The following is a 12,119-nucleotide window of genomic DNA, read 5'->3' as shown; positions in this document are numbered from 1 at the left end:
GAATCTGCAAGCGGCGCTGTGTAGCCAGCTAGGAAATTTCTGCCGCGCGGATCAGCAGCGACAAACGCTTGACCAAGGGCTCAAACAGTTCCGCCGCCGTATTACCGTATCCCAGCACCAAGCCGTTATCCTCGGGCATGGGTTGCAAGGCAAAACCGGATAGCGGGCTGGGCGCGATGCCGTAGCACCGGGCCGCCTCTGCGATCTTGCGATCCGGATAGCATGCCGGCAATCGTACCGTGAGGTGCAGGCCGCAATAGCCACCTTCGATGGCGTGCGGCACGCGCAGCTGCCGGCCCAAGGCGTCCCGCAGCGCCTGCTGGCGATCGCGGTAGAGGCGCCGCATGCGTCCCAGGTGGCGGCTGAACTGGCCGCTCTCGATGAATTCCGCCAGCGCCAGCTGTTCATAGCGGTGGCCGCCGCGCAGCATTTCTTCCAGCGGCGTCTGCAATCCGGCCAGCAGCTGGGCCGGCAGCACCAGGAAGCCCAGCCGCAAGGACGGGAACATGGTCTTGCTGAAAGTGCCGACGTACAGCACCGGCGCCTGCTCCACCAGCCCCTGCATGGCACCTATGGATTCGCCGGCATGGCGGAATTCGCTGTCGTAGTCGTCTTCGATGATCCAGGCGTGGTGGCGGCGCGCTTGCGCGATCAGGTCCAGGCGGCGCGCCACGGTCAACACGGCGCCGGCCGGATATTGGTGCGAGGGCGTGGTGTAGATCAGGCGCGGCGGCCGCGATGTCCAATCCTCTGCCGTTGCGGCCAGGCCTTCCGCATCGACCCGCATGGGGACTATGCGCAGGTCGCCCGCATGCATGGCGGCCTTGGCGCCGCGATAGCCAGGATCCTCGATCCAGCCGGTATCGCCCGGATTGCTCAACAAGCGTGCGCACAGCAGCAGCGCTTCTTGCGCGCCCTCGGTGATGATCACCTGGGCCGGCTCGCAACGCACGCCGCGCGCCATGCCCAGGTGGCGGGCGATGGCGGTGCGCAGGGCCGGCTCGCCCAAGGGATCGCCATAGCCCAGGGCTGCTGAGCCGCCGCGCTGGATCGCATGGTCAAGCGCGCGGCGCCAGGCAGCCAGCGGAAAATGTGACAGGGCCGGCGTTCCCGGGCGTAAGATGGCGCAGGCATCGTTGCGCGGCGCACTCGGCTGGATGCGCGTCAGGCGCTGCGCGATGAGCGGCGCAGACGGGGCGTCAGGTGCTTTGCGCGGAGAAGGCGATCGCGGCGGCCGCGACAAGGCCGCGACCCGGGTGCCCTGGCGGTCGGGTTGCACATACCCCTCAGCGGCAAGCAGCTCGTAGGCGGCGGTTACCGTGTTGCGTGAAATCGACAGCGCCTCGGCCAAGGCGCGCGAACCCGGCAGGCGGCTTCCAGCCATCAGGCCGCCGTCCAGGATGGCTTCCTTGATGCGCCGGTATAACTGCCGTTGCATGGGCGCAGCATCGTGCTCTTTGTTCAGCGGAGCTTCGAGCAAGACTTGCGGCACCAGAACTGGAGAGGTCGTCATGGAAAAGGCGGGAGGGTTTGAACGAAATCGCGTGGCACCATGAAATATGCCTGATGTGGCACTTTTATTGGGGCCACGAAACGCGTACTTTAGCACATGCCCGGCACACGTCAGGCATGATCAGCCATGGAACCGCATATGACCAGCATCTTGAATCCGTACCAGCAACCGATAGGCGCAGCCGTACCCGGCTGGACGCCGCGCGCGCGGCCGCCGCGCCAGCCGATAGAAGGGCGCTACTGCCGCCTCGAAGCGCTGGATCCGCAGCGCCATGCGGCAGAGCTGTACCAGGCCTACAGCCAGGCGGCGGATGAGCGCGACTGGACCTATCTGTCGACCGGCCCGTTCGCCGATGCCGCCGGCTATATCGAGTATGCCGAGCGCGCCGCCGCCAGCAGCGACCCCTTGCACTACGTCGTCATCGAGCGCAAGAGCGGGAAGGCGGTCGGCACCCTGGCGCTGATGCGGATCGACCCGGCCAATGGCGTCATCGAAGTCGGGTTTGTCACGTTCTCGCCGCTCTTGAAGCGCACGCCGGTTTCCAGCGAAGCCCAGTACCTGCTGATGAAGCACGTGTTCGATGAGCTGGGCTACCGCCGCTACGAATGGAAGTGCGACAGCCTGAACGCGCCTTCGCGCCAGGCGGCGGCGCGGCTCGGTTTCCAGTTCGAGGGCATATTCCGCCAGGCCGTGGTCTACAAGGGACGCAGCCGCGATACCGCCTGGTTCGCCATCATCGACTGCGAATGGCCGGCGCTGCGCGCTGCTTTTGAAAAATGGCTAGCGCCGGAAAACTTCGACGCGCTGGGGCAACAGCGGCTATCCTTGACGGCGATACGCGCCGCGCAGCCGGCAGCCGGTTAATTGCGGCCGCTGGCCATTTATCCGCTATAAAATGTTGTGTGCGGTCCTGGCGGCAAAGCGCGGGATGCCAGGCCGCGGTCAGCAACGTCCCTTTCATCAGCATTGGAGACCTACCTCATGAAATTCGATCCCTTGGCCAAATCGCTTCTTGCAACGGTATTCGTCCTCAGCTATGCCTGCGCGCAAGCTGCTTCGCAAGCCCCGGCCGCGGCTGAAAACGGCATGGTGGTCACGGCCCAGCATCTCGCTACCCATGTCGGCGTCGACGTTTTGAAGGATGGCGGCAATGCGGTCGATGCCGCCGTGGCGGTGGGTTACGCGCTGGCGGTTGTCTATCCGGCGGCCGGCAATATCGGTGGCGGCGGCTTCATGACCATCCAGCTTGCCGACGGCCGCAAGACCTTCCTCGATTTCCGCGAAAAAGCGCCGCTGGCGGCCACCGCCAATATGTATCTCGACAAGAATGGCAATGTGGTCCCCAACCTGAGCACCAAGGGCCACCTGGCGGTCGGCGTGCCGGGCACGGTGTCCGGCATGGAGCTGGCGCTGAGCAAATACGGCACGATGAAGCGCGCCACGGTGATCGCGCCGGCCATCAAGTATGCCGAAGAGGGCTTCGTGCTGGACCAGGGCGACGTCGACATGCTGGAAACCGCGACCGAGGTGTTCAAGAAGGATGCGGCCGACTCGGGCGCGATCTTCCTGAACCATGGCGAACCCTACCGCGTCGGCCAGAAGCTGGTGCAAAAGGAGCTGGCCAAGACCTTGCGCGAAATCGGCGCCAAGGGCAGCGACGGCTTCTACAAGGGCTGGGTGGCGCAAGCCATCGTCAATTCGAGCCAGGCCGGCAAGGGCATCATCACCCAGTCTGATCTCGATCAGTACAAAACCCGTGAGCTGGCGCCGGTGGAATGCGACTATCGCGGCTACCACGTAGTTTCGGCGCCGCCGCCGAGTTCGGGCGGGGTGGTCATCTGCGAGATCATGAACATCCTCGAAGGTTATCCGATGCAAAACCTCGGCTTCCGCTCGGCGCAGGCCATGCATTACCAGATCGAGGCCATGCGCCATTCCTATGTCGACCGCAACAGCTATCTGGGCGATCCAGACTATGTGAAGAACCCGCTGGTGCGTCTGCTCGACAAGGATTATGCAGCCAAGATCCGCGCCGTCATCGATCCGCACAAGGCCGGCGTTTCGCAAGACATCAAGCCGGGCGTGGCGCCGCACGAGGGCAGCAACACCACCCATTACTCTATCGTCGACAAATGGGGTAATGCAGTGTCGGTGACCTATACCCTGAACGACTGGTTCGGCGCCGGCGTCATGGCCAGCAAGACCGGCATCATGCTCAACGACGAAATGGACGATTTCACCGCCAAGATCGGCGTGCCCAATATGTACGGCCTGGTGCAGGGCGAAGCCAACGCCATCGCTCCGGGAAAACGTCCGCTGTCTTCGATGAGCCCGACCATCGTCACCAAGGACGGCAAGACCGTGATGGTGGTTGGCACGCCGGGCGGCAGCCGCATCATCACGGCGACCTTGCTGACCATGCTGAACGTGATCGATTACGGCATGAACATCCAGGAAGCGGTCGACGCGCCGCGCTTCCACCAGCAATGGCTGCCGGAGGCGACCAATATCGAAGCCTTTACCTTGAGCCCCGACACGCAAAAGATCCTCGAAGGCTGGGGCCAGAAGTTCGCCGTGCCGCAGCCGTTCAACCATGTGGCGGCGATACTGGTCGGCGCGCCATCGCTGGGCGGCAAGCCGGTCGGCAAGAACCGCTTCTACGGCGCCAACGATCCGCGCCGCAACTCTGGGCTGGCGCTGGGCTACTAAATTAAATAGTATGCAAGCCGGTCCGGCGCGGTGGGTGCGCCGCCCGGACCAAAGATAGTTCTGTTATTCGCATTCAATCGGGAAAACCAATGACTTCACAAGATATTCCAGCGCAGTTCGAAGCGTTCCAGCAGCTAGCCCTCAAACTTGACATGTCGCGCGGCAAGCCGGCACCGGAACAGCTGGATCTTTCCAACGTGCTGCTGCAGCAGCTGGACGGATTCCTGGCGGCAGACGGCACAGACACGCGCAACTACGGCATTGCCAGCGGCCTGCCGGAGGCGCGCGCCTTGTTTGCCGACTTGCTGGAGATACCTGCCGCCCAGATCGTGGTGGACGGCAGCGCCAGCCTGGCCCTGATGCACGACACCATCGTGTTCTGCATGCTATATGGCATCGCCGGCCAGGCGCCATGGAGCCGGCAGCAGCCGGTCAGCTTCCTGTGCCCGGTGCCTGGCTACGACCGCCATTTCTCGATCTGCGAAGCGCTCGGGATCAAGATGATCAACCTGCCCTTGAACGACGATGGCCCGGACATGGAACTGGTGGAAAAACTGGTGGCGAGCGACCCCGCCATCAAAGGCATGTGGTGCGTGCCAAAATACAGCAATCCCTCCGGCGCCGTCTATTCGGAACAAGTCGTGCAGCGCCTGGCGGCCATGAAGACAGCGGCGCCGGATTTCGTGCTGATGTGGGACGACGCCTACCGGATGCACCACTTAGGCGAGCAGAAGACTGCAAGCATCGACGTGCTGGCAGCCTGCCGGCAAGCCGGCAACCCGGAGCGCGCCATCGTGTTTGCCTCGACTTCCAAGATCACCATGGCGGGTTCCGGCCTGGCTGCGCTGGCCTCATCCGCGGCAAACATCGCCTGGTGGCAGCGCAATACATCGGTGCGCAGCATAGGTCCGGACAAGATCAACCAGTTGCGCCACGTACGCTTCCTGCAAGACCGCGCGCATGTCGAGGCGCTGATGGAGCGCCACCGGCAACTGCTGAAGCCGAAGTTCGACGCGGTGCTGGCGCAATTCGACCTCTACCTTGGCGCTATTGACGGTGTAAGGTGGACGCGGCCGGCAGGCGGATATTTCATCGACCTCGTTACTCCGCCGGGTTGCGCCAAACGCACTATTGCGCTGGCAAAAGAGCTCGGCATCACGCTGACCGCCGCCGGCGCTGCTTTCCCCTATGGCCGCGATGAGGAAGACCGCCATATCCGCATCGCCCCGAGTTTTCCGTCGCTGGCCGAGATTTCGCAGGCGGCCAAGGGGATTGCACTTGCCTTGAGAACAGCATTGGAAGAGCTACATCGCTAGCGTAGTGCTTCCAGCCGGCCACGCGGTTCGGATCAGAACTTATAGTTCACGCCTGCCGACACGCCTTGCACACGCCCGCCGGCATAGCAGTTGGGCGCGCCCGATGCGATCGTCTGGCCATCGTGGCAATCGGTAGTCACGCCGCGTCCTCCGGCGCCCAGGTCATAGTGCGCCAAGGGACGATTCATGGTCACCGCATAGTTGGCGTACCAGGTGGTTTGCTTGTCGATCTTGTGCTTGTAAGCCAGGGTGTACATATTGGCGCCGTTGTCCGGATTGCTGGTGCCGATGCCGTCCGCGGCGCTGGTATTGTGCTGACCCGGATCGCCGGGAGTGGCGTTGGCGTGCGCCCAGCCTAGCGACAGGCTGTCGTCCGGCGTCAGTTCTTGCGTCAATGCCAGCCAGTAGCCGTTGCGCGAGCGCTCGTTCTGCTCGGCCAGGTAAGCCGGGATATTCCTGCGCATCACCTCATAGATGGCGCTGACGGTGGTTTTGGTGGGGAAGGCGTACTGGACGCCTACTTTATAGGCATACTCGTTACCGACATCGTTCTGATCCAGTCCGGTCGGACTGGCCAGCGCCTGCGGCGTCGCACTGACGTCGCCGGTACGGTTGACCCTGGAATGCAGCTCATACGCGCCGGTCACATACAGCGGCCCATTTTCATAGGCGATGTTGGCGCTGTAGGCCGAACCATAGCTGCCGTCGTTGCAAGCGACAGGACCGCCGCCGCTACCGGGAACGTTGCCGCCGGTGCAACTGGATTCGCCGCTGGCCTGGATTGAATTTTCGTAGCCGCGGTTCTGGCCCGGCGAAATCAGCGCATTGAAACTCCAGCCTTTCCACTTGGGCGATTCGTACCAGAGCGCATGATCCAGGCGCGTGCCGAATTCGACCCGGTTATCGCCGCCGGTATTGCCCATGATGACCGCGTAGTCGCCCCACATGCCGGAGAAGGGATTCATGCGGGCGGTGGAGGTTTTATACGGCGCATCGGTTTTGCCGAGCTTGAGCGCACCCCACCTGCTGTCGGCCAGGCCGAGATAGCTGTTGCGCGAGGTCAGCGCGCCTTTGACCGTGGTGTCCTGGGCACTGGTAGAGTTGGCTGAACCGGCGGTGGCGGTGATGTCGATCTGCGTTTCCAGCTGGTACACCAGCGACAGGGTGTCGCTGACAGAGTGCTTGCCGCGGATGCCGACATAGGAGAGATTGGTGGAGAGGTCGGCCTGCCAGCCGTTGTGGCCGACCGGCGAGACCACCCGGGCGCCGCCGACATCGTTATAGGAACTCTTGAATCCCTTGCTGCTGCCGTCGATCGAGACATCCAGGTTACCGTAAAATTCGACGTCCTTGATCGCCTCGAAGAATTTCCTGGCGCGCTCGTTCAACGCTTGCGGCATGGACGAAACCACATCCTCGTGCGCCTCTTTTTTCTCGGGTCTTTCCACTACCTGTTCGAGCTTTGTCGTCAGCATTTTCACCTGTTGTTCCAATGCTTCGATGCGGGCATCGGTGGCCGCATCGGCCAGGGCGGCGCTCGGGAACATGAGTGGTGGAATTGAAAATACAGCAAGCAATGCCGCATGCAGCGGCTTTGATTTGAATATCATGAGGTCTCCATCGTTGTAGAATAATTTTATGTACGACGATTCAGAGTGCCGCTGTTGAGGGCCACGCGGCGTTGACTTGGCTCAAGTTTTTCAAAAATAGATGTCGTGCGGGGCATTCAATGAACAGCTTTTGTGGCTAATTTGCGGCCTCGCTGAGATTCACGTCTTGCGTAATCACTAAAAAAGGAAGCGCTCATCCATGTCTTTACATATCGGCATCGTCGGCTGCTCCGCCGAGGGCGCAGCGCTCTGCTATCGGACTATCTGTGAAGAGGGCGCTCAGGCGCTGGGTCCGTATGCTCACCCGGAAGTATCGATGCACACACCGTCGCTGGCTGGATACGTGAATTGCCTGGAACGTGGCGACCTCGACGGCGTGGCAAGCCTGATGCTGTCGTCCGCAGAAAAACTGGCAGCGGCCGGCGCAGACTTCTTGGTCTGTCCGGACAACACCATCCACCAAGCCTTCGCCCTGGTCCAGCCGCGCTCTCCGTTGCCATGGCTGCATATTGCCGAAGTGACCGCCGAGGCCGCTGTCGTGCATGGTTTCAGGAAAGTAGGCGTCACCGGTACGCGCTGGCTGCTCGACAGTGCGGTGTATCCGGACGCTCTGAGTGCCAAGGGCCTGGATTGCGTGCTTCCCAGCCATGCTGAACGCGTGCAGATCGGCCGCATCATCATGGACGAACTGGTGCATGGCATCTTCAAGGCAGACAGCGTGGCCTACTTTCAAAGCGTCATCGCCGGACTGAAAGAGCAGGGCTGCGACAGCGTCATCCTTGGCTGCACAGAGATACCGCTGATTATCAACGACCGTAATTCGCCGTTGCCTACGCTAGACACTACCAGGTTGCTGGCGCGCGCCGCCCTGCATAAAGCGACAGCAGCGCAGGTAATATCGAATTCAAAACAATAAACCTCGCCTGCCGATTTGCCATCGACGATCTGGGTTTCCGGGTTGCCCGCTCGCTTGACGTCGGCCGCGGGTGATCCGGCACGCCAGCCGTGGGCTGGGGGAGGGAGGCTTTTCCTGCGCTGCGGGGGAAATCAAGAGGGAATAAATTGCTTGATTTATTAAATATTTCAATTATTATTGAAATATGAAAACAAAATCAGTCGTTGCCGCCCTTGCGGCGCTTGCCCAGGATTCCCGCCTTGCCATCTTCCGCGCCCTGGTGCAGGCCGGTCCTGGCGGTCTTCCCGCTGGAAAAATCGGGGAAATCACCGGCATCTCGCCATCCTCTGTATCGTTCCACATGAAGGAACTGTCGCATGCCGATATGGTGGCGTCGCGCAATGAAGGGCGGTTCGTGATTTACTCCGCCAACTTCACCACCATGAATGCACTGCTGGCATTCCTCACTGAAAATTGCTGCGGCGGCAACCCTTGCACGCCAGTCTGCAACCCTGCCTGCATCCCCGCGGATGGCGCTACATCATGCTCATGATGCGTCTGCCTGCCCATATCGCTGGTGATATTGCTGTCGAAATCGACACCGTTGAGTTTTCATCCGAGATCGCTTATGTCGATTCAATATGAAGTCGCCGGCAGGCGCGCCCCGGGCGTGCCCATGAATTTCTTCGAGCGCTACCTGACTGTCTGGGTGGCGCTCTGCATCGTCGCCGGCATCCTGCTTGGGCAGCTGCTTCCTGCTGGCGTGCAGGTAATCGGCTCGCTGGAAATCGCCAAGGTCAACCTGCCGGTCGGCGTCCTGATCTGGGTGATGATCATTCCGATGCTGCTCAAGATCGATTTCTCCGCATGGAACCAGGTCAGGGGCCATATCCGCGGCATTGGGGTAACACTATTCATCAATTGGGCGGTCAAACCGTTCTCGATGGCGCTGCTGGCCTGGCTGTTCATCCGCCATTGGTTCGCGCCGTATCTGCCCGCCGGGCAGCTGGACTCGTACGTGGCCGGGCTGATCTTGTTAGCTGCGGCGCCGTGCACGGCGATGGTGTTTGTGTGGAGCCGCCTCACTGGCGGCGATCCGTACTTCACGCTGTCGCAGGTCGCCATGAACGATGTGATCATGGTGTTCACATTTGCGCCGCTGGTGGCTCTCTTGCTGGGTGTGTCTAGCATCGCCGTACCGTGGGCGACGCTGCTGACCTCGGTGGTTTTATATATTGTGGTTCCCGTGATCATCGCCCAGGTCTGGCGCAAATCCCTGCTGCGGCACGGACAAGCCAGTTTTGACAAGCTGATGGAGCGCATCCAGCCGTGGTCGATCTCCGCGCTGCTGCTGACTTTGGTCCTGCTGTTCGCCTTCCAGGGCAATGCCATCATCGAACAGCCGCTGGTCATCGCATTGCTGGCGGTTCCCATCCTGATACAGGTCTTTTTCAATTCCGCGCTGGCCTATTGGTTGAATAAGATTGTTGGAGAAAAGCATTCCATCGCTTGCCCCTCGGCGCTGATCGGCGCCTCCAACTTCTTCGAACTGGCAGTGGCCGCGGCGATCAGCCTGTTCGGCTTCAAGTCCGGCGCCGCGCTGGCGACCGTGGTCGGGGTATTGATCGAGGTACCGGTCATGCTGCTGATCGTCGGGATCGTGAACCGTACCCAGGGCTGGTATGAAGGGCGCTGATCCTTGTGCAACGATGGCGGTCGCCCCGTAAATTTTAAGGAAAGTGCAGGCATGAACATTACGATTTACCACAATCCAGAATGCGGAACTTCCCGCAATACGCTGGCGCTCATACGCAATACCGGCATCGAGCCCGAAGTCATCGAATACCTGAAGCAGCCGCCGTCGCTGGCCGCGCTGATCAGGCTGATTGCGGATGCCGGGCTCTCGGTACGCGACGCGATCCGGCAAAAGGAAAGCCCATACGCTGAACTCGGCCTGGATGCCCCGGACCTGAGCGATACGCAATTGCTGGACGCCATGCTGGCCCATCCTATCCTGATCAACCGGCCATTTGTCGTCACACCCAAGGGCACACGCCTGTGCCGTCCGTCAGAGCTGGTGCTGGATATCCTGCCGTTGCCGCAAAAGGCGGCGTTTACCAAAGAAGACGGTGAAGTAGTGGTCGATGCGGAGGGACAACGTGTCAAGAAACCTGTCTGATTTGCCAAACATAGATATGGAGCTTTTCCATACGCCGGTCGCCGCCGATTTTTCCGCTGTGGCACGTTCTACCCATGCGCCGCGCTTCCTGCTGTTGTATGGCTCTTTGCGCGAAAAATCCTATAGCCGCCTGCTGACCAGGGAAGCGGCGCGCCTGCTGGAGGCAATGGGCGGCGAAGTCAGGATCTTTGATCCGCGCGGCCTGCCGCTGCCGGACGGCGAGCCGGAAACCCATGCCAAGGTCCTGGAACTGAGGGAGCTGGCGCAATGGGCCGAAGGCATGGTGTGGACCTCGCCCGAGCGCCACGGCGCCATGACCGGCATCATGAAGGCGCAGATCGACTGGATTCCGCTGTCCATCGGCGCGGTGCGGCCGACCCAGGGAAAAACCCTGGCGGTGATGGAAGTATCCGGCGGCTCGCAGTCGTTCAATGCTGTCAACCAGATGCGTATACTGGGCCGCTGGATGCGGATGATCACCATCCCTAACCAGTCATCGGTGGCCAAGGCGTTTCTGGAGTTCGACGAAGCAGGGCGCATGAAGCCATCGTCTTACTATGAACGCGTGGTCGACGTGATGGAAGAACTGTTCAAATTTACCTTGCTGACCCGTGACGTTTCTTCGTTCCTGGTGGATCGTTACAGCGAACGCAGGGAATGCGCCGAGGAGTTAAGCAAGCGGGTAAATCAAAGATCGATTTAGGAGAAGCGAGGCCTGATCTTTTCTCACACGTTAGCCTTGCCGACGCCGTGGCGCCTCAAAGCCACGGTTTTCAAGAACCGGCAATACGCTTCTTGCATAGGCAATCCGCGCCGGATCGATATCGGCAAAAATCAAGGCCGGCGCTTCCTCTGCTCCCGTCACAGCGACGCCCAATGGATCCACCATCATGCTGGTACCGATATTATGCGGTCCGCGCTCGTAGGCAGCCGCGATATAGCAAGTATTTGAGTCTGATTAAACTCGTTCTTGTTCAGGCGTACATTTGGCGTAATTCGGCGGAAATCATAACTAGTAAAATATACAGGTCTGTCTGTTTATTAACGTTTGAGCCTCTGTTTTTGGGTATGATTCCAGAATCCAGCCGTCAGCTTCGATGGATATGCGGTGCGGCAAGCGGTGCACTCTGCCCGGTTTTGTTGATCGAGATGCAATCTGCAGAGCCACCTTGCGAAACGCATTTTCCTGTGCTTTTTGACAGCCATACAACGGTATTTAGATGCAGTAGAATAAAATTTCTGCTTTGTGGGCTTAGTTATGTGGGACTGGTCTTATGTAGATTTTCCACTTGAATTTCAGGGACTATAAGAAGAATTCGATGAGCAAAAACCAGCCGGACTTTCGCAAATAGCCCGGCTTTCCACTTTGCTTTGTCAATGGATCAAAGTTAATTAACGGTTGAATCAGGAAAAAAAGATGAAATTAACGCCGTATGGATTATGCGTAAGAAAGATTCGATTGGAGCTTGGCCTTGCTCTGAAAGATATGGCCGCATCCTTATCCGTGAGCTCTGCTTACCTGAGTTCGATTGAACTCGGAGAGAAGGCGCTTAGTTACAAGATCGGAGACCAGGCGCTGGCATTTTTAGCGCCAAAAATCAGCGTGGAGCAATATGACGAGTTGCAGACAGCACTCGCGCAATCGATGAAAGCGGTTCCTGTTTCCGAATTACAGGTCGACGAGCGGAATCTTGTAGCCGCTTTCGCTCGAAAAATGAGCGATGGGAAAGGGGTGCCGGAGGAAGTTTTGAAATGGCTGAAATCCGGAGAGGTTGATGATAGCCACTGATTCACGCTGTCGTACAAACAGGAGGCAACTCCTGAGCTGAATCACGCCGCAGCTATGCGGAAGCACGCGGGTGCGGGGCGTGTAAATGTCACGCCACCCGCACGCTTA

Annotated in this window: 10 protein-coding genes and 2 pseudogenes; 9 read left to right on the top strand and 3 right to left on the bottom strand. The window is 60.0% G+C overall.

Annotated elements, in window-relative coordinates; genetic code table 11:
* Nucleotides 1-28: 28 nt before the first annotated feature.
* Nucleotides 29-1,513: a PLP-dependent aminotransferase family protein gene (locus tag BCF11_RS24510; protein ID WP_098497055.1), complete on the bottom strand. Its 1,485-nt coding sequence runs from the start codon at nucleotides 1,511-1,513 to the stop codon at nucleotides 29-31.
* A 138-nt stretch (nucleotides 1,514-1,651) separates the two neighbouring features.
* On the opposite strand from BCF11_RS24510, the pseudogene BCF11_RS24505 reads away from it, so the two are divergent.
* The 3 genes and pseudogenes from BCF11_RS24505 to BCF11_RS24495 form a co-directional block, all read left to right on the top strand.
* Nucleotides 1,652-2,371 (top strand): annotated as a pseudogene (locus BCF11_RS24505) (GNAT family N-acetyltransferase); the annotation flags it as partial.
* Nucleotides 2,372-2,494: 123 nt separating this feature from the next.
* Entirely contained in the window at nucleotides 2,495-4,222 is a 1,728-nt protein-coding gene (gene ggt / locus BCF11_RS24500) for a gamma-glutamyltransferase (protein WP_098497053.1), read from the top strand.
* Nucleotides 4,223-4,311: 89 nt separating this feature from the next.
* A complete protein-coding gene (locus BCF11_RS24495) occupies nucleotides 4,312-5,538 on the top strand; it encodes an aminotransferase class I/II-fold pyridoxal phosphate-dependent enzyme (protein ID WP_098497052.1) in 1,227 nt (408 codons plus the stop codon).
* Between the two features lie 32 nt (nucleotides 5,539-5,570).
* Here the strand turns inward: BCF11_RS24495 and BCF11_RS24490 are convergent, their stop codons facing one another.
* Nucleotides 5,571-7,148, bottom strand: coding sequence for a porin (locus BCF11_RS24490; protein WP_098497051.1), 1,578 nt, complete (start codon nucleotides 7,146-7,148; stop codon nucleotides 5,571-5,573).
* 199 nt (nucleotides 7,149-7,347) lie between these two features.
* Between BCF11_RS24490 and BCF11_RS24485 the strand changes: the two genes are divergently transcribed.
* From BCF11_RS24485 to arsH, 5 genes are all read left to right on the top strand, one after another.
* On the top strand, nucleotides 7,348-8,064 hold the full coding sequence (locus tag BCF11_RS24485; protein ID WP_098497050.1) for an aspartate/glutamate racemase family protein: 717 nt from the start codon (nucleotides 7,348-7,350) through the stop codon (nucleotides 8,062-8,064).
* A 184-nt stretch (nucleotides 8,065-8,248) separates the two neighbouring features.
* Nucleotides 8,249-8,596: a helix-turn-helix transcriptional regulator gene (locus BCF11_RS24480; RefSeq protein ID WP_098497049.1), complete on the top strand. Its 348-nt coding sequence runs from the start codon at nucleotides 8,249-8,251 to the stop codon at nucleotides 8,594-8,596.
* A 75-nt stretch (nucleotides 8,597-8,671) separates the two neighbouring features.
* A complete protein-coding gene (gene arsB / locus BCF11_RS24475; RefSeq protein WP_098497048.1) occupies nucleotides 8,672-9,739 on the top strand; it encodes an ACR3 family arsenite efflux transporter in 1,068 nt (355 codons plus the stop codon).
* Between the two features lie 51 nt (nucleotides 9,740-9,790).
* Nucleotides 9,791-10,222, top strand: a complete 432-nt coding sequence (gene arsC / locus BCF11_RS24470) for an arsenate reductase (glutaredoxin) (RefSeq protein ID WP_098497047.1) — start codon at nucleotides 9,791-9,793, stop codon at nucleotides 10,220-10,222.
* Nucleotides 10,188-10,925 (top strand): arsenical resistance protein ArsH, encoded by a 738-nt coding sequence (gene arsH, locus BCF11_RS24465; RefSeq protein ID WP_143751458.1) that lies wholly within the window; start codon nucleotides 10,188-10,190, stop codon nucleotides 10,923-10,925. The genes arsC and arsH overlap by 35 nt, the downstream gene beginning before the upstream one ends.
* A 30-nt stretch (nucleotides 10,926-10,955) precedes the next feature.
* Here arsH and BCF11_RS24460 read toward each other — a convergent pair.
* Nucleotides 10,956-11,171: pseudogene (locus BCF11_RS24460) on the bottom strand (hydrolase); the annotation flags it as partial.
* Between the two features lie 468 nt (nucleotides 11,172-11,639).
* On the opposite strand from BCF11_RS24460, the gene BCF11_RS24455 reads away from it, so the two are divergent.
* Entirely contained in the window at nucleotides 11,640-12,011 is a 372-nt protein-coding gene (locus BCF11_RS24455) for a helix-turn-helix transcriptional regulator (RefSeq protein ID WP_098497045.1), read from the top strand.
* Nucleotides 12,012-12,119: the final 108 nt, after the last annotated feature.

The sequence above is a fragment of the Collimonas sp. PA-H2 genome (assembly GCF_002564105.1).
Taxonomy (GTDB): Bacteria; Pseudomonadota; Gammaproteobacteria; order Burkholderiales; family Burkholderiaceae_D; genus Collimonas.
The sequence above is the reverse complement of the archived record's forward strand: the minus strand, read 5'-3'. Positions and strand labels throughout refer to the sequence as shown.

Coding starts and splice junctions, on each gene's coding strand:
- BCF11_RS24510 (WP_098497055.1), bottom strand. CDS start 1,513: ATGACGACCTCTCCAGTTCTGGTGCCGCAAGTCTTGCTCGAAGCTCCG.
- ggt (WP_098497053.1), top strand. CDS start 2,495: ATGAAATTCGATCCCTTGGCCAAATCGCTTCTTGCAACGGTATTCGTC.
- BCF11_RS24495 (WP_098497052.1), top strand. CDS start 4,312: ATGACTTCACAAGATATTCCAGCGCAGTTCGAAGCGTTCCAGCAGCTA.
- BCF11_RS24490 (WP_098497051.1), bottom strand. CDS start 7,148: ATGATATTCAAATCAAAGCCGCTGCATGCGGCATTGCTTGCTGTATTT.
- BCF11_RS24485 (WP_098497050.1), top strand. CDS start 7,348: ATGTCTTTACATATCGGCATCGTCGGCTGCTCCGCCGAGGGCGCAGCG.
- BCF11_RS24480 (WP_098497049.1), top strand. CDS start 8,249: ATGAAAACAAAATCAGTCGTTGCCGCCCTTGCGGCGCTTGCCCAGGAT.
- arsB (WP_098497048.1), top strand. CDS start 8,672: ATGTCGATTCAATATGAAGTCGCCGGCAGGCGCGCCCCGGGCGTGCCC.
- arsC (WP_098497047.1), top strand. CDS start 9,791: ATGAACATTACGATTTACCACAATCCAGAATGCGGAACTTCCCGCAAT.
- arsH (WP_143751458.1), top strand. CDS start 10,188: ATGCGGAGGGACAACGTGTCAAGAAACCTGTCTGATTTGCCAAACATA.
- BCF11_RS24455 (WP_098497045.1), top strand. CDS start 11,640: ATGAAATTAACGCCGTATGGATTATGCGTAAGAAAGATTCGATTGGAG.